At 54.4% G+C, this 25002-nt stretch carries 22 protein-coding genes; 5 read left to right on the top strand and 17 right to left on the bottom strand.

All coding sequences use genetic code 11. The features are described from left to right. Window position 1: 1 nt before the first annotated feature. From ACLJPQ_RS11200 to leuO, 16 genes are all read right to left on the bottom strand, one after another. A complete protein-coding gene (locus tag ACLJPQ_RS11200; RefSeq protein WP_000763895.1) occupies window positions 2–922 on the bottom strand; it encodes a D-alanine--D-alanine ligase in 921 nt (306 codons plus the stop codon). Then, a complete protein-coding gene (murC, locus tag ACLJPQ_RS11195) occupies window positions 915–2390 on the bottom strand; it encodes a UDP-N-acetylmuramate--L-alanine ligase (protein ID WP_001096072.1) in 1476 nt (491 codons plus the stop codon). The genes ACLJPQ_RS11200 and murC overlap by 8 nt, the downstream gene beginning before the upstream one ends. A gap of 118 nt (window positions 2391–2508) precedes the next feature. After that, a complete protein-coding gene (gene murG / locus ACLJPQ_RS11190; protein WP_080184989.1) occupies window positions 2509–3576 on the bottom strand; it encodes an undecaprenyldiphospho-muramoylpentapeptide beta-N-acetylglucosaminyltransferase in 1068 nt (355 codons plus the stop codon). After that, a complete protein-coding gene (gene ftsW / locus ACLJPQ_RS11185) occupies window positions 3573–4817 on the bottom strand; it encodes a cell division protein FtsW (protein ID WP_001239803.1) in 1245 nt (414 codons plus the stop codon). The genes murG and ftsW overlap by 4 nt, the downstream gene beginning before the upstream one ends. Continuing rightward, on the bottom strand, window positions 4817–6133 hold the full coding sequence (gene murD / locus ACLJPQ_RS11180) for a UDP-N-acetylmuramoyl-L-alanine--D-glutamate ligase (RefSeq protein WP_000796445.1): 1317 nt from the start codon (window positions 6131–6133) through the stop codon (window positions 4817–4819). The genes ftsW and murD overlap by 1 nt, the downstream gene beginning before the upstream one ends. 2 nt (window positions 6134–6135) lie before the next feature. Further along, the gene (gene mraY, locus ACLJPQ_RS11175; protein WP_000964138.1) at window positions 6136–7218 is read right to left on the bottom strand and encodes a phospho-N-acetylmuramoyl-pentapeptide-transferase; all 1083 of its coding nucleotides are present in this window, start codon (window positions 7216–7218) and stop codon (window positions 6136–6138) included. After that, window positions 7212–8570 carry a UDP-N-acetylmuramoyl-tripeptide--D-alanyl-D-alanine ligase gene (murF, locus tag ACLJPQ_RS11170; protein WP_017441561.1) on the bottom strand — a complete coding sequence of 453 codons (1359 nt, stop codon included), beginning with the start codon at window positions 8568–8570 and terminating at the stop codon, window positions 7212–7214. Before murF ends, mraY begins: the two co-directional genes overlap by 7 nt. Beyond that, window positions 8567–10054, bottom strand: a complete 1488-nt coding sequence (gene murE / locus ACLJPQ_RS11165) for a UDP-N-acetylmuramoyl-L-alanyl-D-glutamate--2,6-diaminopimelate ligase (RefSeq protein WP_000775065.1) — start codon at window positions 10052–10054, stop codon at window positions 8567–8569. Before murE ends, murF begins: the two co-directional genes overlap by 4 nt. After that, window positions 10041–11807, bottom strand: coding sequence for a peptidoglycan glycosyltransferase FtsI (gene ftsI / locus ACLJPQ_RS11160; RefSeq protein WP_000642235.1), 1767 nt, complete (start codon window positions 11805–11807; stop codon window positions 10041–10043). The genes murE and ftsI overlap by 14 nt, the downstream gene beginning before the upstream one ends. A gap of 15 nt (window positions 11808–11822) precedes the next feature. After that, window positions 11823–12188, bottom strand: coding sequence for a cell division protein FtsL (gene ftsL / locus ACLJPQ_RS11155; protein WP_000625651.1), 366 nt, complete (start codon window positions 12186–12188; stop codon window positions 11823–11825). Then, window positions 12185–13126, bottom strand: coding sequence for a 16S rRNA (cytosine(1402)-N(4))-methyltransferase RsmH (rsmH, locus tag ACLJPQ_RS11150; protein ID WP_000970444.1), 942 nt, complete (start codon window positions 13124–13126; stop codon window positions 12185–12187). The genes ftsL and rsmH overlap by 4 nt, the downstream gene beginning before the upstream one ends. A gap of 1 nt (window position 13127) precedes the next feature. Continuing rightward, window positions 13128–13586 carry a division/cell wall cluster transcriptional repressor MraZ gene (mraZ, locus tag ACLJPQ_RS11145; protein ID WP_000488294.1) on the bottom strand — a complete coding sequence of 153 codons (459 nt, stop codon included), beginning with the start codon at window positions 13584–13586 and terminating at the stop codon, window positions 13128–13130. A 605-nt stretch (window positions 13587–14191) separates the two neighbouring features. Next, entirely contained in the window at window positions 14192–15196 is a 1005-nt protein-coding gene (gene cra / locus ACLJPQ_RS11140; RefSeq protein WP_000762406.1) for a catabolite repressor/activator, read from the bottom strand. A 283-nt stretch (window positions 15197–15479) separates the two neighbouring features. Continuing rightward, window positions 15480–15971 carry an acetolactate synthase small subunit gene (gene ilvN / locus ACLJPQ_RS11135; protein ID WP_001563086.1) on the bottom strand — a complete coding sequence of 164 codons (492 nt, stop codon included), beginning with the start codon at window positions 15969–15971 and terminating at the stop codon, window positions 15480–15482. Window positions 15972–15973: 2 nt separating this feature from the next. Beyond that, window positions 15974–17698 carry an acetolactate synthase 3 large subunit gene (gene ilvI, locus ACLJPQ_RS11130; protein WP_000425612.1) on the bottom strand — a complete coding sequence of 575 codons (1725 nt, stop codon included), beginning with the start codon at window positions 17696–17698 and terminating at the stop codon, window positions 15974–15976. A 321-nt stretch (window positions 17699–18019) separates the two neighbouring features. After that, window positions 18020–18964 carry a transcriptional regulator LeuO gene (gene leuO, locus ACLJPQ_RS11125; protein ID WP_001115420.1) on the bottom strand — a complete coding sequence of 315 codons (945 nt, stop codon included), beginning with the start codon at window positions 18962–18964 and terminating at the stop codon, window positions 18020–18022. A gap of 656 nt (window positions 18965–19620) precedes the next feature. Here leuO and leuL point away from each other — a divergent pair. From leuL to leuD, 5 genes are all read left to right on the top strand, one after another. Further along, on the top strand, window positions 19621–19707 hold the full coding sequence (leuL, locus tag ACLJPQ_RS11120; RefSeq protein WP_001575587.1) for a leu operon leader peptide: 87 nt from the start codon (window positions 19621–19623) through the stop codon (window positions 19705–19707). An 87-nt stretch (window positions 19708–19794) separates the two neighbouring features. Next, window positions 19795–21366, top strand: a complete 1572-nt coding sequence (leuA, locus tag ACLJPQ_RS11115; protein ID WP_000082819.1) for a 2-isopropylmalate synthase — start codon at window positions 19795–19797, stop codon at window positions 21364–21366. Continuing rightward, window positions 21366–22457 (top strand): 3-isopropylmalate dehydrogenase, encoded by a 1092-nt coding sequence (gene leuB, locus ACLJPQ_RS11110; protein ID WP_001523171.1) that lies wholly within the window; start codon window positions 21366–21368, stop codon window positions 22455–22457. The genes leuA and leuB overlap by 1 nt, the downstream gene beginning before the upstream one ends. Before the next feature lie 2 nt (window positions 22458–22459). Next, window positions 22460–23860 carry a 3-isopropylmalate dehydratase large subunit gene (leuC, locus tag ACLJPQ_RS11105; RefSeq protein ID WP_001140632.1) on the top strand — a complete coding sequence of 467 codons (1401 nt, stop codon included), beginning with the start codon at window positions 22460–22462 and terminating at the stop codon, window positions 23858–23860. 10 nt (window positions 23861–23870) lie between these two features. Further along, window positions 23871–24476, top strand: a complete 606-nt coding sequence (gene leuD, locus ACLJPQ_RS11100) for a 3-isopropylmalate dehydratase small subunit (protein WP_023206635.1) — start codon at window positions 23871–23873, stop codon at window positions 24474–24476. A gap of 334 nt (window positions 24477–24810) precedes the next feature. Here the strand turns inward: leuD and sgrT are convergent, their stop codons facing one another. Then, complete coding sequence (gene sgrT, locus ACLJPQ_RS11095) at window positions 24811–24933, bottom strand: glucose uptake inhibitor SgrT (RefSeq protein ID WP_001248755.1); 123 nt, start codon at window positions 24931–24933, stop codon at window positions 24811–24813. Window positions 24934–25002 lie beyond the last annotated feature (69 nt).

Here is a 25002-nt window from a genome sequence, read left to right as displayed (position 1 = left end):
ATCAGTCCGCCAACTCCAGAATTCGTACCACTAACTGCGAGAAGCTCATTCCCGCCTGACGCGCCGCCATCGGCACCAGACTATGGCTGGTCATCCCCGGAGAAGTATTGGCTTCCAGCAGATAAAACTGACCATCGCTGTCCAGCATGACGTCAATACGCCCCCATCCCGTGCAGCCTAAAGCTTTCCATGCCTGCAGGACGAGAGACTGTAGCGCGGCTTCCTGGGACGCTTCTAAACCGGCAGGGCAGAAATACTGAGTCTCATCAGAGAGATACTTCGCCTCATAATCATAGAAGGTTCCTGCCGGTTGGATACGAATTGACGGTAAAATTTCTTCGCCAACTATCGCCACCGTAAATTCCGGACCGCACAGCCATTTCTCAATCAGTATTTCGTCATCATGCTGAAAAGCCAATGATAACGCACCCTGTAAAGCATTTTCTTCTACTACTTTCGTCATACCGACGCTGGAGCCTTCACGGCTGGGTTTGACGATCAGCGGTAAACCCAGCGCCGAAATTCGCGCTTTTTGTTCTTCGCTAAGGCCTTTTTCAAACTCAGCGCGCGTCAGCGCGACCCACGGCGCAACCGGTAAGCCTGCGCCCTGCCACAGCAATTTACTGCGCAGTTTATCCATGGAAAGCGCCGAGGCCATCACGCCGCTGCCGGTATAAGGCAGGCCGAGCAGTTCAAGCATTCCCTGTAAGGTGCCATCTTCACCGCCACGGCCATGCAACGCAATAAAGACCTTCTGAAAGCCCATTGCTTTAAGCTGCGCGACATCGACCTCTTGCGGATCGACGGGATGCGCATCAATGCCGCCTTCACGTAACCCGGCCAACACTGCCGCGCCGGAATTTAACGAAACGTCCCGCTCCGCAGAAGTTCCGCCCAACAGGACCGCGATTTTATCAGCCATGTTGCTCTTCCTCCTGGATTTGCGGCTTCAGCTTGATTTCAGATAAGTAACGCGCAATTTTGCCAACATTTCCTGCGCCTTGCACTAATATCAAGTCGTTACCCGTCAGCACCGGCGCTAACATTGTCGCAACCTGAGCCGGATCGGAAACCAGAATCGGGTCAATTTTTCCCCGATTACGAATCGTACGGCATAAAGAACGGCTATCCGCGCCCGGAATCGGCGCTTCGCCCGCCGGGTAAACGTCCAGCATCAGCAGCGCATCGACCTGGGTCAGCACATTGGCGAAATCGTCATACAGATCGCGCGTGCGCGTGTAACGATGCGGCTGAAACAGCATCACCAGGTTTTTATCCGGCCACCCTGCTCGCGCAGCTTTAATGGTGGCGTCCACTTCGGTCGGATGATGACCATAGTCATCCACCAGCATCGCCGTCCCGGCTTTACCATTCACCGGCTCAAGCGGGAACTCGCCGAGGAAGTCAAAACGACGCCCGGTCCCCTGGAAGCTTTCCAGCGCGCGCAGGATAGCGTCATCGTCGATGCCTTCTTCGGTCGCTACCGCCACTGCTGCGGCGGCATTCAGGGCATTGTGGCGACCCGGCGCATTCAACGTGACATGCAGATCCGGCATTCCCTGGCGCAACAGCGTAAAGTGCCCCTGCGGCCCTATCTGCTGATAATCTTCTACGCGGACGTCAGCATCCTCGCTAAAGCCATACGTCGTGGTCTGACGCCCCACCCGCGGCAGCAACTCGCGGATGACCGGATCGTCGACGCACATTACCGCGCGACCATAGAACGGCAGGTTATGCAGGAAGTTAATAAACGTCTGCTTTAAATTTTCAAAGTCGCCATGATAGGTATCCATATGGTCGGCTTCGATGTTGGTGACGATCGCGACCATCGGCTGCAAATGCAGGAAGGACGCGTCGCTCTCATCTGCCTCGGCAATCAGGTAACGACTATGGCCCAGACGCGCATGAACGCCTGCGGCTTTCACCAGTCCGCCATTCACGAAAGTCGGGTCCAGCCCCGCTTCGGCATAAATACTGGACACCATCGCGGTCGTTGTGGTTTTTCCGTGCGTCCCGGCAATGGCGATGCCGTGGCGAAAACGCATCAGTTCCGCCAGCATTTCCGCACGGCGAATAACCGGAATACGCGCTTCATGCGCCGCGACAATTTCCGGGTTATCCGCGGAAATTGCGCTGGAAACGACGACCACGCTGGCATCACGCACATTTTCCGGACGATGATTAAAGAAAATCGTCGCCCCCAGGCTCGTCAACTGCTGGGTCACCGGATTCGGCGCTAAATCGGAACCACTGATCTGATACCCTTCATTGGCCAGAACTTCGGCAATACCGCCCATACCAGCACCACCGATGCCGACAAAGTGAATGTGCCGAACGCGACGCATTTCGGGCACGATGGAACGCAGTTTTGCCAGTTGTTGTGTATTCATTCTTTACGCCATTAACTCCAATACCCGCCATACTTCAAATTGCAGATGCGTTGGCTTGCCTGCAACCCAAATTATTGAGGGTAGAAAAACCCTGCGATGCAAAAGGCACCGCCACAAATTATGTCCGGGCAACCCGGCTGACTTCACTGGCGACGCGCTCGGTAGCATCCGGAATGGATACCGCGCGGGCACGCTCCGCCATGGTTAACAACGCCTCGCGCGACCACCCCGCCAGGGTGTCGGCGACAGCCTCTACAGTAAACTGCGGCTGCTCAAAAATCTTAGCTGCGCCGGCGTTTTCTAACGGCAGCGCATTCCAGTACTGCTGCCTGTCTTTATGCTGAAACGGCACGAATATCGCCGGTAATCCGGCGGCGGCGATCTCGCTCACCGTTAAAGCGCCGGAACGACATACCACCACATCCGCCCACGCATAGGCGGCGGCCATGTCATCGATAAATTCCGTCACCTTATGCTGCGGTTGTCCCGCCCCGGCATATGCCTGCTCTACCGTGAGCTGCGCGCCTTTTCCGCTTTGATGCCAGATTGTAACCGTATCGCCCAGTCTGGCGGCAACCTGCGGCATCGTCTGGTTCAGGACTCGCGCCCCCTGAGAACCGCCGACCACCAACACGCGAATCGGGCCGTCACGACCGGCCAGACGCACCTGCGGCAACGGCAACGCCAGTACGTCGGTACGCACCGGGTTACCCACCACTTCCGCGTTCGGGAATGCACCGGGAAACGCCTGCATCACCGTGGTCGCGATTTTGGCCAGCCACTGATTGGTTAGCCCGGCGATACCGTTTTGCTCATGCAAGACGACCGGAATACCCAATGACCAGGCGGCAAGACCGCCGGGGCCGGAAACATAACCGCCCATTCCCAGCACGACATCCGGCTTAAACCGCTTCATGATCGCCCGCGCCTGCCGCCAGGCGGTAAAAATCCGCAGCGGCGCCGCCAGAAGCGCTTTTACGCCTTTACCGCGCAGACCGGAGATCCGAATAAAGTCAATGTCGATGCCATGCTTCGGCACTAAATCCGCTTCCATACGATCGGCGGTACCCAGCCAGCGAACTTGCCAGCCCTGGGCCATTAAATGATGCGCAACGGCCAGTCCCGGGAACACGTGCCCGCCGGTACCGCCCGCCATCACCATTAACCGCTTCGGTTGACCATTCATCGAGAACCTCGTGTAAACGCCTGCGCTTTTTCCAGACGCGTTTCATAATCAATACGTAATAAAAACATAATGGCCGTCGACATAATCAACAGACTCGACCCGCCATAACTGATCAGCGGCAGCGTAAGACCTTTGGTCGGCAGCATCCCCGCGGCCGCGCCAACGTTTACCAGCGCCTGGAAACTAAACCAGATACCGATAGAACACGCTAAAAATCCGGAAAAACGGTGGTCAATCTCCAATGCCTTACGGCCAATCGACATCGCGCGAAAAGCGACGAAGAATACCATTAAAAGCGCCAATACCACACCGATATAACCCAGTTCTTCCCCAATAATGGCGAAGATGAAATCGGTGTGCGCCTCCGGCAAATACTCCAGTTTCTGCACCGAATTCCCCAGCCCTTGCCCCCATATCTCACCGCGACCAAAAGCCATCAGCGACTGCGTCAGCTGATAACCGCTGCCGAACGGATCTTCCCAGGGGTTCCAGAACGAGGTAACGCGGCGAATACGATACGGTTCGGCGAGGATTAACAGAATCACCGCCGAGATGCCCATCCCGATAATGGCGATGAACTGCCATAATTTCGCCCCGGCGAGAAACAGCATCGCCAGCGTGGTGACAAACAGTACGACCACCGTCCCGAGGTCAGGCTGCGCCAGCAGTAACACCGCCAGCACCAGAATCACGCCCATTGGTTTTAAAAAGCCGCGCAGGTTATTTCGCACCTCATCAACCTTACGCACCAGATAGTTCGCGAGGTAGCAGAACAGCGACAGCTTGGTAAACTCCGCAGGCTGAATACGCAGCGGCCCCAGCGCAATCCAGCGCGACGCCCCGTTGACCGAGCTCCCGACGACCAGCACGATAAGCAGCATAATGATCGACGCAATCAGCATCGTCGTGCTGTATTTTTGCCAGAAGGTCATGGGCAAACGTAGCGTGACCATCGCCAGACAAAATGCCAGGAAGATATAGAGCGCATCACGTTTGGCAAACAAAAACGGATCGTTCGCCAGGCGCTGCCCGACTGGCATGGAGGCCGACGTCACCATGACAAAACCAATCGCCGCCAGCCCGAAGGTCAGCCATAGCAGCGTGCGGTCATACATGATCAGACTGTCGGCGTCTTTATCGCGCGAAGCCATCACCCAGCCTTTAAGCGCCGCAAACAGCCAGGCCAGGAGGCCAAAGCCTGGTACGCGCGGCATTCTCAGACGGGGGAGAGATAAACGCATCAACCTAACTCCTTCGCCAGACGGGTAAAGACATCGCCCCGTTGCTCAAAATTTTTAAACTGATCGAGGCTGGCGCAGGCGGGCGACAGCAGCACCATATCACCCGGCTGAACGCGCGGCGCCAGCAAACGCATCGCCTCTTCCATCGTCTCAGTCTGTTGGGCGATTTCCGGACGCAGTGCGGCAAGCTGCGCGCCATCGCGCCCAAAGCAATACAGGCGGATACGATCGCCGGTCAGATAGCGTGTCAGCGGAGAAAAGTCTGCCGACTTACCGTCGCCGCCCAGCAGCAGATGCAGCGTACCGTCCACATGCAAACCGTTTAGCGCCGCTTCGGTACTGCCGACGTTGGTCGCTTTCGAGTCGTTGATCCAACGTACGCCGTTATGCTCCAACGCCAGCTGGAAGCGATGCGCCAGACCGGTAAATGTCGTCAACGCCTTCAAACTGCTGGCGCGCGGCAGACCTACGGCATCCGCCAGCGCCAGCGCCGCTAACGCATTGGTATAGTTATGCTGCCCGGAAAGCTTCATCTCTTTCACGTTCAGCACCTTCTCGCCTTTGACTCGCAGCCAGGTTTCGCCCTGCTGACGATTAAGGTGATAATCACCCATATTGACGCCAAAGCTGACGCAGCGCTCATCGGCCCCGCGTACCGGCATCGTCAACGCGTCATCGGCATTCACTACGCACACTTTCGCCTTCTCGTAGACGCGCAGTTTCGCCGCCCGGTACTGTTGCAAACCAAACGGATACCGGTCCATATGATCTTCAGTGACGTTGAGCACCGTTGCCGCCGCCGCTTGCAAACTTGAGGTAGTTTCCAGTTGGAAACTGGATAATTCCAGCACGTACAATTCGCGATCGGCATCCAGCAGCATCAGCGCCGGAAGACCGATATTGCCGCCAACGCCGACATTGACGCCCGCCGCTTTCGCCATCTCGCCCACTAAGGTGGTCACGGTGCTTTTGCCGTTCGAGCCGGTGATGGCCACAATCGGCGCTTGCGCTTCGCGGCAAAACAGTTCGATATCGCCGACAATTTCCACTCCAGCGCTGGCGGCAGCGCTAAGAGAGGGATGCGCCAGAGCAATACCAGGGCTGGCGACGATTAAATCCGCCGCTAAGAGCCACTCGTCGTTCAGGCCGCCAACGTGACGCTCAACCTCTTGCGGCAGCTTATCCAGACCCGGCGGCGTCACGCGAGTATCCATCACCCGCGGCGTCACGCCGCGGGCGAGAAAAAAGTCCACGCAAGAGAGTCCGGTTAAGCCCAGACCGATAATGACGACGTTTTTGTCCTGGTAATCAGCCATGATTAACGTACCTTCAGCGTTGCCAGGCCAATCAGCACCAGCATCAGCGAAATAATCCAGAAGCGCACAATCACGCGCGGTTCCGGCCAGCCTTTCAGTTCATAGTGGTGATGGATAGGCGCCATACGGAAAATACGCTGTCCGCGTAGTTTAAAGGAACCCACCTGCAGGATGACCGACAGAGTTTCCACCACAAAGACGCCGCCCATGATCACCAGCAGGAACTCCTGACGCAGCAGCACGGCGATAATGCCCAACGCGCCGCCCAACGCCAGCGATCCGACGTCGCCCATAAAAACCTGCGCCGGATAGGTGTTAAACCACAAGAATCCTAATCCCGCGCCGACAATCGCCGTACAGACAATCACCAGCTCGCCCGCATGGCGTAAATACGGAATATGCAGGTAATTGGCGAAGTTCATGTTCCCGGTCGCCCAGGCCACCAGCGCAAAGCCGGCGGCAACGAAAACAGTCGGCATAATCGCCAGACCATCAAGCCCGTCAGTCAGGTTTACGGCGTTACCCGTACCGACGATGACAAAGTAGGACAGCAGAATGTAAAACAGCCCCAATTGCGGCATAACATCTTTAAAGAACGGCACCACCAGTTGGGTCGCGGGCGTGTCTTTCCCGACGAGATAAAGCGCAAAGGCCACGCCGAGCGCGATAACCGACATCCAGAAATATTTCCAGCGCGCAATCAGCCCTTTGGTATCTTTCCGCACCACTTTGCGGTAGTCATCGACAAAACCGATAATGCCGTAGCCAATCAATACCACCAGCACGCACCAGACGTACGGGTTAGACGGGTAAGCCCATAACAGAACGGAAATCACAATCGCCGTCAGGATCATGATGCCGCCCATCGTCGGCGTACCGCGTTTACTGAAGTGCGATTCCGGGCCATCGTTACGTACCACCTGGCCAAAAGAGAGTTTTTGCAGACGAGCGATCATACGCGGGCCCATCCATAAAGAGATGAACAGCGCGGTCAACAGGCTGACGATGGCGCGAAACGTCAGATAAGAAAAGACGTTAAAGCCGGAATAATATTTGACCAAATGCTCGGCCAGCCAAACTAACATGAACCTTTCTCCTGTAACGCATGAACCACATCTTCCATCGCGGCGCTGCGTGATCCTTTCACTAAAATAGTCATCATCGGTTGCTCCTGAAGCAGAGCGTGTAAACGCGCAATGAGCGCGGCTTTATCGGCAAAATGTTCGCCGACGCCGCTGGCGTGGCTGATAGCCTGACTGAGTTTTCCGGTGCTTAACACGCGATCAATACCCGCCGCTTTTGCGGCCTCGCCAACCTGGAGGTGGCACGCTTCGCTTTCTGCGCCCAGCTCGGCCATATCGCCTACCACCAGCACGCGGTAGCCGGGCATTTCAGAAAGGACCTGCACTGCGGCGGTCATCGAACCGACGTTGGCGTTATAAGCGTCATCCAGTACCAGTTGGTTTTCACTTAGTTGAATCGGGAACAGACGCCCGGGTACGGCTTTTAACGCCGCCAGCCCTGCTTTAATCGCCGTCAGCGTCGCCCCCACCGCCATTGATAAAGCAGCGGCCGCCAGCGCGTTGGCAATATTGTGCCGCCCCGGCAACGGCAGCAGCACATCAATGCTGCCCGTCGGCGTTTGCAGGGTAAATTCGGTACCGTGTGACGTCACGTGGATATTCGCAGCGGTAAAGTCGCTGTTTGCCGCATTCGGCGAAAAGCGCCACACCTGACGATCGCCAATAATGCTTTGCCAGTTCAGCCAGTCATTATTATCGGCATTCATAATCGCGATACCGTTCTCAGGCAAACCGGTATAGATTTCGCCTTTCGCTTTCGCCACGCCGGCCAATGAGCCGAAACCTTCCAGATGCGCCGCCGCCAGGTTATTGACCAGCGCCGCTTCCGGGCGCGTCAGGCTAACGGTCCAGGCGATTTCTCCCTGGTGATTAGCGCCTAACTCGATCACCGCATAGTCATAATCATGGTTTAAGCGCAGCAGCGTTATCGGCACGCCGATGTCGTTGTTAAAATTGCCTGCGGTATACAGAGTATTTCCGCACTGGCTAAGAATCGCGGCGGTCATCTCTTTGACCGAGGTTTTGCCGGACGAACCGGTTAACGCCACCACCCGCGCCGGTACCTGCATACGTACCCAGGCGGCCAGTTGGCCAAATGCCTGACGCGTGTCTTTTACAATCACCTGCGGGAGATCGATATCCAGAGGACGACTGACCAGCAGGGCGCCAGCGCCGTTCGCTTTTGCTTTATCAGCAAAATCATGCGCATCAAAGCGTTCCCCTTTCAGCGCCACGAACAGGCATCCCGGCGTCACTTTCCGTGTGTCGGTAATGACCGTATCGAGCGTGAGATCCGCCCCGCGGTGTTCGGCGCCAAGGACATCGGCAATTTTGCTGAGCGTTACGCTAATCATGCGATCACCCCCAGCAAACGCGCTGCGGTCACGCGGTCTGAATAATCAAGACGCTGCGTGCCGACAATCTGGTAATCCTCGTGCCCTTTACCTGCAATCAGCACGACGTCATTGTCTTTTGCCTGCATAATGGCATTGGTTACCGCCTCAGCGCGGCCTTCCATTACCCTGACCTGCCCGGCGTCCAGCATTCCGGCCAGAATATCGTTGATAATGGCGCGCGGCTCCTCGGTACGCGGGTTATCGTCAGTCACCACGACGATATCCGCGAATTCTTCGGCAATGGCCCCCATGAGTGGACGCTTACCTTTGTCACGATCCCCGCCACAGCCAAAGACGCACCACAATTTTCCGGCGCAGTGCAGGCGCGCCGCCTGCAACGCTTTTTCCAGCGCATCCGGCGTGTGCGCGTAATCCACCACCACCGTCGGTTTGCCTGGCGCAGTGAACACTTCCATACGCCCGCAAACCGGCTGCAAACGCGCGGCGGTTTTCAGCAAATCCGTTAACGGATAGCCCAGCGCCAGCAGCGTCGCCAATGCCAGCAGTAAGTTGCTGACGTTAAACGCGCCCATCAGGCAGCTTTCGATTTCGCCTTCACCCCAGCTTGAAGCAAAACGAATCGTCGCTCCGCGGTCGTGGTACTCCACCGCCTCCGCTTTCAGCCAACGACCGTGACAGTTAGGGTTGATATGCCCTTCCATTGAAACCGCGACCGCATCGGGTAGCGACGCCAGCCAGCGGCGTCCAACTTCATCATCGGCGTTGACGATTGCCTGACCGTGATGGTGGGTGGAATAAAGCATCCATTTTGCCGCCTCGTAATGCGCCATATCGCCATGATAGTCGAGATGGTCGCGGCTCAAATTAGTAAACACGGAGGCGGCAAATTTCAGCGCCGCCACGCGATGCTGCACCAGGCCGTGAGAAGAGACTTCCATCGCGCCGAAGGTCGCGCCCTGCGCAACCAGGCTGGCCAGCACATGCTGAACATCCACAGCGGAACCGGTTGTGTTCTCCGTCGGGATCACTTTACCCAACAGTCCGTTGCCTACCGTTCCCATCACTGCGCTGGTTTCGCCGAGCAACTGGCTCCACTGCGCCAGTAGTTGAGTAGTGGTGGTCTTGCCATTGGTGCCGGTCACCGCCACCAGACGCATGTTTTCAGATGGCTCATGGTAAAAGCGGCCCGCCAGCGCAGATAAACGCTCATTGAGCTGGCTGAGATAGACGACCGGTACGCCGTGCATTTCGCGAATCTCACCGTCGGCCGCCTCGTCTTTCGCCTCTGCAATAATGGCAGCTACGCCTTGCGCTATCGCCTGCGGGATATATCGACGCCCGTCCGCCTGATGACCCACTACTGCCACAAAGAGATCGCCCGCCGCAGCCACACGGCTGTCGAGCGTCATCTCTCGCAGTTCTCGCGCGGGTAGTCCAGCCACCCACGGAGCAAGAAGGTCGCGCAAATTACGATCTGCCACCTGTTCCCTCGCCTTGATTAATTACGAATTCATTTTTTTCGCCCGTTGCCAGCGCGTCCGGTTCGATGTTCATGGTGCGCAGAACGCCGCCCATGATGGCACCAAATACCGGCGCGGAAACGGCGCCGCCGTAGTATTTACCCGCCTGCGGATCGTTGATGACAACCACCAGCGCGAAGCGCGGCTGACTCGCAGGCGCGACGCCTGCGGTGTAAGCAATGTATTTGTTGATGTAGCGACCGTCCGGCCCCACTTTTTTCGCCGTACCGGTTTTAATCGCGATACGGTAGCCTTTAATTGCCGCCTTCACGCCGCCGCCGCCCGGCAGCGCTACGCTTTCCATCATATGCACCACGGTGCGTACGGTGGATTCAGGGAAGATGCGTTCGCCGGGTACAGGCGGATCAACTTTGGTAATCGACAGCGGGCGATAAATGCCATAGCTGCCGATCGTTGCATAGACTCGCGCTAACTGTAACGGCGTTACCATTAGCCCGTAGCCGAAAGAGAAGGTGGCCCTCTCTATGTCGGACCACCGTTGTTTTTGAGGATATAAGCCACTGCGTTCTCCGACCAACCCCAAATTGGTCGCCTTTCCTAGCCCAAAACGTGAGTAAGTATCTACTAACGCTGAGGACGGCATCGCTAACGCCAGTTTGGATACACCGACGTTACTCGACTTCTGTAGAACCCCGGTCAGGGTTAATTCGCTGTAGCGCGCCACGTCTTTAATTTCGTGGCCGTTAATTCGGTATGGAACGGTATTCAACACCGTATTTTCGTTGACGATACCGCGCTGAAGCGCAGTCATCACCACCATCGGCTTAACCGTAGAACCTGGTTCAAACACGTCGGTGATGGTACGGTTACGCATCGCGTCTTTCGGCGTACCGGCAAGGTTGTTGGGGTTATAGGAAGGGCTATTCGCCATCGCCAGTACTTCACCGGTATTGACATCGACCAGCACCGCGCTACCGGATTCCGCCTTGTTAAACGCCACCGCGTTGTTCAGTTCGCGGTAAACCAGCGCCTGTAAGCGTTCATCAATGCTTAACGCCAGGTTGTGCGCTGCCTGACTGTCAGTGGAGGAGATATCCTCAATCACGCGGCCATAGCGGTCTTTACGCACGATTCGCTCGCCAGGCTGACCGGTAAGCCACTTATCAAAGCTCTTTTCAACGCCTTCAATCCCCTGACTGTCGACGTTGGTAAAACCGATGAGGTGAGCGGTTACTTCTCCTGACGGGTAGTAGCGGCGGGACTCTTCACGCAAATGAATCCCCGGCAGTTTGAGTTTTTTGATGTAGTCCGCCATGTCAGGGTTTACCTGGCGCGCCAGATAAATAAAACGCCCTTTCGGGTTGGCGTTGATACGGGCGGAGAGCTGATCGAGCGGAATATTGAGCGCAGTAGAAAGCGCTTTCCAGCGATCGCCAACGCTGATGCCGCCGGCGTCATGAACTTCTTTCGGGTCGGCCCAGATCGCCTTAACCGGTACGCTGACCGCCAGTGGACGCCCGGAACGGTCGGTAATCATACCGCGTGAGGTGGAGACTTCCTGAACACGCAGCGAACGCATATCGCCCTGACGCACCAGCATATCCGGGGCGATAATCTGTAGCCACGCCGCGCGTCCAAGTAAAAAAACCAGCGCCAGTAAAATACAGCCGCACAGCAACGCAAAACGCCAACTGATGAAGTTGGTCTGTTCTTCCTGGCGCTTCGATTTTTGCGTTTTTGCCGCTGCTTTCATGCGTCGCGTTTATCCTTATTTTTGCACTACGATATTTTCTTGGGACGGATCAACATGCTGCATTTGCAGCTTTTCCGTTGCGATCCGCTCCACCCGGCTGTGATCGCCGAGCGCATTTTCTTCAAGGATCAGGTTGCGCCATTCAATGTCCAATGCATCGCGCTCCAGAACCAGTTGTTCACGCTGCGCGGTGAGTAAACGAGTATGGTGCGCCGTCGTGACCACCGTCACCGCCGTTAAAATGATGCAAATGAACAAGCAGAGTGGCAGCTTCCCGAACCGCAAAAGATCGTCACCGATCACGCCAGGCAAGGCATGGCGCTCGTTGCTTCCTATCGATCCCTTCACTTTGCTTAGGGCTTCTGTCACTCTGCTGATCATGCGTTCGTCCTCTCTGCGATACGCAGAACTGAACTACGGGCCCGAGGATTTTCAGCTACCTCTTTTTCACCCGGCATCAACTTGCCTAACGCTCGTAACTCACGACCGCCCAGTTTTTTGAGCTGCGCTTCCGTCATCGGTAATCCCGCCGGCACCTGCGGACCGCGGCTTTGCTCACGCATAAAGCGTTTCACAATACGGTCTTCCAGCGAGTGGAAACTGATGATTGAAAGCCGCCCGCCTGGGGCCAGTACGCTGAGCGAGCTTTTTAGCGCCTGCTCTATCTCCTCCAGTTCACTGTTTACCCAGATGCGCACCGCCTGGAAGGTACGGGTCGCGGGATGTTTGAATTTGTCTTTTACCGGGGTCGCCGCCGCAACCACTTCCGCCAGCTCTTTGGTGCGGGTCATCGGCTGTTCGCGATTGCGCTCAACAATGGCGCGAGCAATACGTTTGGCAAAACGCTCCTCGCCGAATGTTTTCAGCACCCAAGCGATATCCGCTTCCTCCGCCGTTTGTAACCACTCGGCGGCAGACTGGCCGCGCGTCGGGTCCATTCGCATATCCAGCGGACCGTCGCGCATAAATGAAAAACCGCGCTCCGCATCGTCAAGCTGCGGAGAAGAGACGCCAAGATCGAGAAGGATCCCGTCAATCTTGCCGGTAAGCTCGCGCTCGGCTACATAATCAGCCAGCGCGGAAAAAGGTCCATGAATGATGGAGAAGCGAGGATCATTAATGGTCTGCGCAACGGCGATCGCCTGCGGATCGCGATCGATCGCCAGCAAGCGCCCCTCTTCGCCCAGTTGCGAGAGGATCAGGCGCGAGTGGCCGCCGCGACCAAATGTGCCATCAATATAGATACCATCCGGACGAATATTCAGCCCATTAACGGCTTCATCCAACAGTACCGTAGTGTGTTTAAAATTTTCCATCATCTTATAGAGACAAGTCCTGCAGCCGCTCCGATAACGTTTCGGTAGCTGACTGTTCAGCGTCGATATCTTCCTTGACCTGTTGATACCAGGTCGTTTCATCCCACAGCTCAAATTTGTTGAACTGTCCAACCAGCATCACTTCTTTCGTCAGTCCGGCATGTTGCCGCAGAACTGGCGCGATCAGTAATCGACCTGCACCATCCATCTGACATTCGCTGGCATGGCCCAACAGTAAACGCTGTACGCGACGTTCTACCGGGTTCATGCTCGACAGACGAGATAACTTTTGCTCAATAATTTCCCATTCAGGCAGGGGGTAAAGCAGCAGGCATGGGTGATGGATGTCAATGGTACATACCATTTGACCGGTAGCGCTCTCGATCAGTTGCTCCCGATAACGGGTCGGCACGGTCAGGCGCCCTTTACTGTCGAGATTGACTAACGTTGCCCCCCGGAACATGCCAGTCTCACCCCTTCTTACCACTTTATCCCACAAATTCCCACTCGAAGGAGTTTACGGAGCGGAGGAAAAGCTTGTCAAGCAAGTCACAACGCTTACCTAAGTAAAAAAGCCAATGTTTACGGCGAATATCTGCGTTGATTAATTTCCACCCAGCGTGCAAGCCAAATTAACGTTATGAATATTTGTAAGAAAAAAACCAAAGACCCACCGCCGTTTAAAACGGACTCAATATAATCCGAGAAAAATATAAAGTGTCAGTTTGCGACGCGAGCGGCATTTTAGGACATATTGCACCGTGTTAACAGTGCCTGTTTAACGTGTGCAGCGCCTGCTATACCAGCGCCTACGAGCGACTGTCGCGCCAAAGACAAAAAGTGGCTGTTAATTCGACGATTTCTTGCCTGCTTGTAACAAAACAAGACAAAGGAAAAGACTCGTTACGTCTTAATTAGTGGAATATGGACGATTTCGGACAAAAGAAAGGTAATAAAAAAGAATTTTCGGATAATTTTAAGGAATAATCTTAATTATTTAAGGGATATTTTTACTGATACGCATTTGTTTGACGGCGGCAGAAGAGAGAGTCTTTTACCGCCGGTCCTTTAGCTACGGCTCAGAATGCCGCGACGATACAGGTTTCGCCGAATACGCGTTAAGCCGGGTTTCGGTTTACGCGGTTCATCAAGACTTGCCAGCACAATCTCCAGCACGCGTTCCGCGACATCACGATGACGCTGCGCCACCGCCAGTACCGGGCATTGCAGAAAATCCAGCAGCTCATGATCGCCGAAGGTCGCAATCGCCAAATCCGAGGGCAGTTTTCCATCGCGCCGCAGCGTAACGTCCATCACGCCCTGTAATAGCGCGAATGATGTCGTAAAGAGCGCCTGCGGCATAGGATGCGTTTCCAGCCATTTCTCAAACAGCTGCGCGGCGGCTTCGCGCTCATAGCTGTTGGCATATAAGAAATTCACCTCCCGCGGATCGTCTTTCCATGCGGTGCGGAACCCCTGCTCGCGCAGGAAACTGACGGACAACTCCGGCAGCGCGCCCAAATAAAGCACCGTTTCCGCCGGGAATTTACGCAGCTCTTCCGCCAACATCTCGGCGTCATCCTGATCGGCGCCGACCACGCTGGTGAAATGTTCGCGATCCAGCGCGCGGTCGAGCGCGACGATGGGGAACGGATCGTTGGCCCAGCGTTGATAGAAGGGATGCTCCGGCGGTAACGAAGTTGAAACAATGATTGCATCCACCTGGCGTTGCAAAAGGTGCTCAATGCAGCGCATTTCGTTATCCGGCTGATCTTCAGAACAGGCGATCAGCAGTTGGTAGCCACGCTGGCGTGCCTGGCGCTCAAGATAGTTTGCGATACGGGTGTAGCTCGTGTTTTCAAGGTCCGGGATCACCAGACCAATGGAACGTGTGCGTCCAGCACGCAGCCCGGCAGCCACAGCGTTAGGATGGTAATTGTGCTCACGCACTACCGCCATGACTTTTTCTACGGTTTTGTCGCTCACGCGGTATTGCTTTGCTTTACCGTTTATAACGTAGCTTGCAGTTGTGCGCGAGACACCGGCCAGCCGAGCGATTTCATCCAGTTTCACAATTGCCCCTTGTGTAAATTGTACAAACCATAACCTTTATGTCGGCATGGGTTAAAATCGTTAACATCTAAGCGCAGTTTGATCACTCCGGCAACCGCTTTTATTCCGGGTTACCACGGATTTCGCAAAAAAAAGCCCAACCGGTGATATTGGGTTGGGCGATAATTCCTGTTGGCTGATATCCGGCAAACCTGCCTGATGGCGCTACGCTTATCGGACCTGGGCCAGATATCAGCCTGTAGACCGGATAAAACGCAACCGCGTCGTCATCCGGCGAATCTGCTCAGCGCATAATCTTATCGCCGCGCGAAAGCCCGACGACGCCTGAACGCGCCACTTCAACAATTTTCGCCACGTCGCGCAGCGAGGCCAGAAAAGCATCCAGTTTATCGCTGGTGCCCGCCAGTTGAACGGTATACAACGTTGGCGTAACGTCAATAATCTGACCACGGAAAATTTCCGTATTACGCTTCACCTCTTCCCGTCCGTAGCCGCTGGCCTGGATTTTCACCAGCATGATTTCCCGCTCAACGTGCGCTCCCTGTCCCAGCTCGCTGACGCGCAGCACATCAACCAGCTTGTGCAGTTGCTTTTCAATTTGCTCAAGCACTTTTTCATCGCCTACCGTCTGGATAGTCATGCGCGACAACGTCGGATCGTCTGTCGGCGCGACGGTCAGGCTTTCAATATTATATCCGCGTTGCGAAAAGAGGCCGATAACCCGCGATAACGCCCCAGATTCGTTTTCCAGTAATACCGATAAAATCCGGCGCATCATCAGGTCCTCTCCGTTTTGCTTAACCACATTTCGTCCATCCCGCCCCCGCGAATCTGCATCGGATAGACATGCTCGCTGCCATCAACGGTGACATCGACGAACACCAGCCGGTTATTACGCACATGCTCAAGGGCTTCGCTGAGTTTACTTTCCAGCTCATCCGGACGGTTAATCTGCAGCCCGACATGGCCATATGCTTCCGCCAGGCGCACAAAATCCGGTAACGACTGCATATAAGACTGAGAATGGCGACCGGAATAGATCATATCCTGCCACTGTTTCACCATCCCCAGATAACGGTTGTTCAGGTTCAGAACCAGTACCGGCAGTTCATACTGTAAGGCTGTCGACAGCTCCTGAATGTTCATCTGTATGCTGCCATCGCCGGTCACGCAGACCACCATTTCTTTCGGCAGGGCCATTTTAACGCCCAGCGCAGCCGGTAGGCCAAAACCCATCGTGCCGAGCCCGCCGGAATTAATCCAGCGACGTGGTTTATCGAACGGGTAATAGAGGGCGGCAAACATCTGATGTTGTCCTACATCGGACGTCACGTACGCGTCGCCCTTCGTCAGACGCCAGAGGGTTTCAATCACCGCCTGGGGTTTAATGCTTTCGCTTTCCGCGTCATATTTCAGGCACTGACGGGCGCGCCAGATCTCTATCTGCTGCCACCAGTCGCGAATATCATCCTGCGGCTGAGACGGCGCATCCTGCGCCAGTAGCTCCAGCATTTGTTCCAGTACCAGGCGGGCATCGCCCACCACCGGGATATCAGCGTTAACCGTTTTGGATATGGACGTCGGGTCAATATCGATGTGTAATACCGTCGCGTTCGGACAATATTTAGCGAGATTATTCGTCGTGCGGTCGTCAAATCGTACGCCAACAGCGAAAATCACGTCGGCGTTATGCATGGTCATATTGGCTTCATAAGTGCCATGCATTCCCAGCATTCCTAACGACTGGCGATGAGTAGCAGGAAACGCGCCCAGTCCCATTAATGAAGAGACCACCGGCAGGTTAAAGGTTTCAATGATGTGGCGCAGCGGCGCATAGCAGGCCGCGCTTATCGCCCCTCCCCCAACGTAGACCACCGGCTTTTTTGCCGACGCCAGCGTTTGCAAGGCACGCTTAATTTGTCCTTTATGTCCTGATGTTGTGGGATTGTAAGAGCGCATACTGACCGTCTCCGGCCAGGCATACGGCATTTTTTTCGCCGGATTCAAAATATCTTTCGGCAGATCCACGACCACCGGCCCAGGACGTCCGCTTGCCGCCAGCCAGAAGGCCTTTTTAAGCACCTGGGGAATATCTTCCGTCTGTTTGACCAGGAAGCTATGTTTGACCACCGGTCGGGAAATCCCCACCATGTCGCACTCCTGAAAGGCATCATAGCCAATCAATGAGGTGGCGACCTGGCCGGAAAGAATCACCAGCGGAATGGAATCCATATAGGCCGTAGCAATCCCGGTAATCGCATTGGTCGCTCCCGGTCCGGAAGTCACCAGCACCACGCCAACGTCGCCAGTGGCTCGCGCCAGGCCATCCGCCATATGCACCGCGGCCTGCTCATGACGCACCAGCACATGATCGATCCCTCCAACGGTATGTAGCGCATCATAAATATCAAGCACTGCGCCTCCAGGATAGCCGAACACCTGCTTTACGCCTTGATCGATAAGCGATCGGACGACCATCTCGGCTCCAGACAACATCTCCACGGCTTGCCTCCACTTTATACCTGTCATCACGGTTTGACGGACACCTTAACCGCTCGCTATCACGCCTGGCAATTGGGTGGAATGACGTAAAGATGGGGAAGGTTAGAATAATCAGGAGGCAAGAAGAGAAGAAATGGAGAAATACTCCGTCTGAATCACACCAGGTAATAAATAATCGCTTATAAATGCAGACTTACAGCAATTCATCTATTTTTCACAACGACGAAAAGAATCGCTCGCCGTTAATTCAGCATAAAATTTTTTATATACGCTAAAAAGCAGAATAAACCAGAATTTGTTTCTGATTTATTCTGCCCGGTTTTATCGCTTACAAACAGAAACTAATAAATCTTCCATCCATTGGTGCCCTTTATCACGCCCAGCCGCTTCATGCCAGGAAAGGTAGCATGTCCGGCTATTCAGTTTTAAAGGCAACGGCAATATTTGCAGATCCAGCGACTCCGCAAACTCTTCCGCCAGCCAGCGCGGGGCAATAGCGACCAAATGCGTCTGCGAAACCACGTTCAGAACGCTGATAAGCGCCATGCCCTGATAAGCCACGCTCGACTGTTTATCCGGCGTGTCATACCACGGCTGACTAAATGACGCATAACGATCGAGAGAAACAACCGCATGTTGTTCATTATAAACATCGCCTTCCAGTAGCGGGCCGCTAATACGCGGGTGTTTTCGGCTGGCGACTAAAACCATTTCATCTTTAAATAGCGGTACGCTGGTAAACTCAGGACGACGGAATTCTTCATAACTAATAACGAACTCGGTTTCCTGATAGCGTAACTGATGCTCAGTATTCTGATTCAACGACGCTTTAAAAACGACATGAATATTTGGCGCAATTTTTTCTACACGATTATAAATCTGTGACGTCAGGATATTATCCAGCGGACTGCACACGCAAAGATTGAATACACGTTCGCTGCTGGTCGGCTCAAACCCCGATCCCGGCAATTCATTTTGCACCAATTGTAACGCCTGACGGACTGAACCAAATAACTGAAATGCACGGGCAGTCGGCTGAATTCCTCGTCCATATCGAACAAAAAGTTCGTCATTAAACATAACCTTCAGACGCGCTACGGCGTTACTGACCGCAGGCTGCGACATTCCCAGCGTGTGGGCGGCGCGCGTAATATTCTGCTCTTGCATTACCGCATCGAACACGGTCAATAGGTTCAAATCAACCATGCGAAGCTGTGGTTTGCCCATATCTAAAAGATGCGGCTTTTCGGTTTTGACCTCTGGCATATTTAACTCCACTGTCACGCTTAACTCCCTTTTTCTGGCTGAAGGCAGAAATAATTCCTGAAAATATGATTTACCATGCATATAAAATAAGAAAAAGGGAAAGCGTTAAAATTCGGAAAACATAAAGACGCTGACAGAGACAAATAGAATGCCAGCGCAAGCGTAATGTGTCCTGAGTCACACCATTGCGATTCATAATGTTTAAATTACGCAAGCAATATAACCATAACTATGGCGAATACACAATCATACACCAAGTGAATGATCATTTAAGTTTCAATTAAATGTTTATATTATTAATAGCTAAAAAGTTAACATTAATTTATCAATAACTTTATCCTTATCCATTAAGTAAACAAGGTTATTTGTTAAAATATAAAACAAATCAAAAAGATAAACCAAACCTTTAGCATACCTTTAACAGGCCATTCCCCTAACCAATTTGCAAACAAAAATGCCTAAATATTTCAAACAATGAAAAGTATGAATGTCCACTCGTTCTTTTATCCTTTATTGGACGCGCAGCCCAGCACAATTAGCTAAAGTACGTATCCGGATATCGTCAACAAAATGCAATGGCGACAGAAAATAGAGTTGACATTAAACGGCATATCCAGTACCACTAAAAGCATAACGCATTCGCTGGAGCTGAATTAATGTCACATATCGTTCGTTTCACTGGGCTACTACTACTCAACGCATTTATTGTGCGCGGTAGACCGGTGGGCGGCATTCAACATTAAGTCAGCTCGACGTCAAACAAAACCCGCGCCGTTGCGCGGGTTTTTTTATGCCTGACGCAAGGCGCCCCTGGAGACAAGGACCACATCATGAGCCAGCAAGTCATTATTTTTGATACGACCTTACGCGACGGCGAACAAGCGTTACAGGCCAGCCTGAGCGCGAAAGAGAAGCTGCAGATTGCCCTGGCCCTTGAGCGCATGGGTGTTGATGTCATGGAAGTGGGCTTCCCGGTCTCTTCTCCGGGTGATTTTGAATCCGTCCAAACCATCGCCCGCACCATTAAAAACAGCCGCGTTTGCGCCCTGGCGCGTTGTGTAGAAAAAGACATCGACGTCGCGGCACAGGCGCTGAAGGTCGCCGACGCGTTTCGCATCCATACTTTTATCGCCACCTCGCCAATGCACATCGCCACCAAGCTGCGCAGCACGCTGGATGAGGTCATCGAACGCGCGGTATATATGGTTAAGCGGGCGCGTAATTACACTGATGACGTAGAGTTCTCCTGCGAAGATGCTGGCCGGACGCCTGTTGACGATCTGGCGCGCGTGGTGGAAGCCGCTATAAACGCCGGCGCGAGAACCATTAATATTCCCGATACCGTGGGCTATACCATGCCGTTTGAGTTTGCGGGAATCATTTCCGGCCTGTATGAACGTGTCCCCAATATCGACAAAGCCATCATCTCCGTTCATACCCACGACGATTTAGGGATAGCAGTAGGCAACTCGCTGGCGGCAGTACATGCGGGCGCTCGTCAGGTTGAAGGCGCGATGAACGGTATCGGAGAACGTGCCGGTAACTGCGCACTGGAAGAAGTGATCATGGCGATTAAAGTGCGCAAAGACATCATGAACGTACACACCAACATCAATCACCACGAAATCTGGCGCACCAGCCAGACCGTCAGCCAGATCTGTAACATGCCGATCCCGGCCAACAAAGCGATTGTCGGCAGCGGCGCTTTTGCCCACTCTTCCGGCATCCACCAGGATGGCGTCCTCAAGAACCGCGAAAACTATGAAATCATGACGCCAGAGTCCATCGGTCTGAACCAGATACAGCTGAACCTGACCTCCCGCTCTGGCCGTGCCGCCGTGAAACATCGCATGGAAGAGATGGGTTACAAGGACACAGACTACAACATGGACCACCTGTACGACGCGTTCCTGAAGCTGGCGGACAAAAAAGGCCAGGTGTTCGACTATGACCTGGAAGCGCTGGCGTTTATTAATAAACAGCAAGAAGAACCAGAGCATTTCCGTCTGGATTACTTCAGCGTGCAGTCCGGCTCCAGCGATATCGCCACCGCTTCCGTGAAGCTGGCCTGTGGTGAAGAGATCAAGGCCGAAGCGGCGAACGGCAACGGCCCGGTCGACGCCATCTATCAGGCGATTAACCGCATCACTGGCTACGACGTTGAGTTGGTTAAATACGACCTGAACGCCAAAGGCCAGGGCAAAGACGCGCTGGGTCAGGTCGATATCGTCGTGAACCATCATGGTCGCCGCTTCCACGGCGTCGGGCTGGCGACGGATATCGTCGAATCCTCCGCCAAAGCGATGGTGCACGTACTGAACAATATCTGGCGCGCCGCCGAAGTTGAAAAAGAATTGCAACGCAAAGCTCAAAATAAAGAGAACAACAAGGAAACCGTGTAATGTCGAAGAACTATCATATTGCCGTACTGCCGGGCGACGGTATCGGCCCGGAAGTCATGGCGCAAGCCCTGAAAGTTATGGATGCGGTACGCAGCCGTTTTGATATGCGTATTACCACCAGCCACTATGACGTCGGCGGTATTGCTATCGACAATCATGGTCATCCACTGCCGAAAGCCACCGTTGAAGGGTGTGAACAGGCGGATGCCGTTCTGTTTGGCTCCGTCGGCGGTCCGAAATGGGAAAATTTGCCCCCGGAAAGCCAGCCAGAGCGCGGCGCCCTGCTGCCGCTGCGCAAGCATTTCAAATTATTCAGTAACCTGCGTCCGGCGAAACTGTATCAGGGACTGGAAGCATTTTGCCCGTTGCGCGCCGATATCGCCGCTAACGGTTTCGATATCCTGTGCGTGCGCGAGCTGACCGGCGGGATCTATTTCGGACAGCCAAAAGGCCGTGAAGGCAGCGGTCAGTACGAAAAAGCCTTTGATACCGAAGTTTATCACCGCTTTGAGATCGAGCGCATTGCCCGTATCGCCTTTGAATCGGCGCGTAAACGCCGCCGTAAAGTCACCTCTATTGATAAAGCCAACGTACTGCAAAGCTCTATCCTGTGGCGTGAAATCGTCAATGATGTCGCGAAAACGTATCCCGATGTGGAACTCGCGCACATGTATATCGATAACGCCACCATGCAGTTGATTAAAGACCCGTCGCAGTTTGACGTACTGCTGTGCTCTAACCTGTTCGGCGACATTCTGTCCGACGAATGCGCCATGATCACCGGCTCAATGGGGATGTTGCCCTCCGCCAGCCTGAACGAGCAAGGATTTGGCCTGTATGAACCGGCTGGCGGCTCCGCGCCGGATATCGCCGGGAAAAATATCGCCAACCCAATTGCGCAGATCCTGTCGCTGGCGCTGCTGCTGCGCTACAGCCTGGATGCCAACGATGCGGCAACGGCCATTGAACAGGCGATCAATCGCGCATTAGAAGAGGGCGTTCGCACCGGCGATTTAGCCAGGGGCGCTGCCGCAGTCAGTACCGATGAGATGGGCGATATTATCGCCCGCTATGTCGCAGAAGGGGTGTAATCATGGCCAAAACGTTATACGAAAAATTATTTGATGCCCACGTGGTCTTTGAGGCGCCAAACGAAACGCCGCTGCTGTACATCGACCGCCACCTGGTGCATGAAGTCACCTCGCCGCAGGCGTTTGATGGTCTGCGCGCGCACCATCGTCCGGTACGTCAGCCAGGGAAAACCTTCGCCACGATGGATCACAACGTCTCGACGCAGACTAAAGACATTAATGCCTCCGGTGAAATGGCGCGTATCCAGATGCAGGAGCTGATTAAGAACTGTAACGAGTTCGGCGTCGAACTGTATGACCTGAATCACCCGTATCAGGGCATCGTCCATGTGATGGGGCCGGAACAGGGCGTCACCCTGCCGGGCATGACCATCGTCTGCGGCGACTCCCACACCGCCACCCACGGCGCGTTTGGTGCGCTGGCCTTCGGCATCGGCACTTCTGAGGTAGAACATGTACTGGCGACGCAAACCCTGAAACAGGGGCGCGCTAAAACCATGAAGATTGAAGTCACGGGCAACGCCGCGCCGGGCATTACCGCCAAAGACATCGTGCTGGCGATCATCGGTAAAACCGGCAGCGCCGGCGGCACCGGGCACGTGGTTGAATTTTGCGGCGACGCTATCCGCGCGCTGAGTATGGAAGGCCGCATGACGCTGTGCAATATGGCGATTGAGATGGGCGCCAAAGCCGGTCTGGTCGCCCCGGATGAAACCACTTTCAACTACGTAAAAGGACGTTTACACGCGCCGAAGGGCCGCGATTTTGACGAAGCCGTCGAGTACTGGAAAACGCTGAAAACCGATGACGGCGCGACCTTTGATACTGTCGTCACCCTGCGAGCAGAAGAGATCGCGCCGCAGGTGACCTGGGGCACGAATCCGGGCCAGGTGATTTCCGTCACCGACATCATTCCCGATCCCGCCTCCTTTAGCGATCCGGTTGAGCGCGCCAGCGCCGAAAAAGCGCTGGCTTATATGGGCTTACAGCCGGGCGTACCGTTAACGGACGTTGCTATCGATAAAGTCTTTATCGGCTCTTGTACCAATTCGCGCATTGAAGATTTGCGCGCGGCGGCGGAAGTCGCCAAAGGGCGCAAAGTTGCGCCGGGCGTGCAGGCGCTGGTGGTGCCGGGTTCAGGTCCGGTGAAAGCGCAGGCGGAAGCGGAGGGTCTGGACAAGATCTTTATCGAAGCAGGATTTGAATGGCGCTTACCGGGCTGTTCCATGTGCCTGGCCATGAATAATGACCGCCTGAACCCGGGCGAGCGCTGCGCCTCCACCAGCAACCGTAACTTTGAAGGCCGTCAGGGCCGCGGGGGTCGCACGCATTTAGTCAGCCCGGCGATGGCCGCCGCTGCCGCCGTTACCGGCCACTTCGCCGACATTCGCAGCATCAAATAAGGAAACTACCATGGCAGAGAAATTTACCCAGCATACCGGCCTGGTTGTCCCACTGGATGCCGCCAACGTCGATACCGATGCAATTATCCCTAAACAGTTTTTGCAGAAGGTTACGCGCACCGGTTTTGGCGCCCATCTGTTTAACGACTGGCGCTTCCTGGATGAAAAGGGTCAACAGCCAAATCCGGAATTCGTGTTGAACTTTCCGGAATATCAAGGCGCGTCGATACTGTTGGCGCGGGAAAACTTTGGCTGCGGCTCTTCACGCGAACACGCGCCGTGGGCGTTGACCGATTACGGCTTTAAAGTGGTGATCGCGCCAAGCTTCGCCGACATCTTCTACGGCAACAGTTTCAATAACCAACTGCTGCCGGTGAAATTAAGCGACGAACAGGTCGATGAGCTGTTTGCTCTGGTGAAAGCCAATCCGGGCATTAAATTTGAAGTGGATCTGGAAGCACAGGTGGTGAAAGCAGGCGATAAGACCTACAGCTTTAAAATCGACGACTTCCGCCGCCACTGCATGTTGAACGGTCTGGACAGCATTGGGCTGACGCTGCAGCACGAAGACGCGATTGCCGCCTACGAAAATAAACAACCGGCATTTATGCAGTAACCTTTCACGCCTTACCGGGCCTACAGGTTATGCAATATCACCAGGTTGCCACTATATCCTGTAGGCCTGATAAGCGTAGCGCCATCAAGCGCCGGGTTACTCATCAGTCGCTCATTCCGGGGATACTCCGGCATTTTTTATACGTCTTTTATTCGCCCGCTCCCCCCCGCGTGACCACAGAAACCGCCGCATAAATCCCGTTGAGACGCCGTCCCATCGTCGTCATCCAGAAACAGCCGAAATAAAAAAAGCCAGCAGATATTATCTGCTGGCGGGTGATTTTAGGCTATCGCCTACACCAATACTCAGTCACACATGATGTCTGCAATTGGCTTCAATCGGTCGCCTCCCACTGCATCAGTTCCGCGAGCATTTTTAAGCGCTGCGGCGCGCTCAGGCAAGCCAGCCAGGACGTTTTTTCCGTCGCGGCAAAATATCTCAACCAGAACTGGCGCATAGTGACCTCTTCCTCTTGCTTCATCGAAAGATATTATTGGCCTAATATAGGGATAATAAAATTGCTGAG

The sequence above is a fragment of the Salmonella sp. SAL04213 genome (assembly GCF_046550535.1).
Taxonomy (GTDB): domain Bacteria; phylum Pseudomonadota; class Gammaproteobacteria; order Enterobacterales; family Enterobacteriaceae; genus Salmonella; species Salmonella enterica.
Note: the sequence above shows the minus strand (reverse complement) of the source record. Positions and strands in the feature narration are given on the sequence as shown.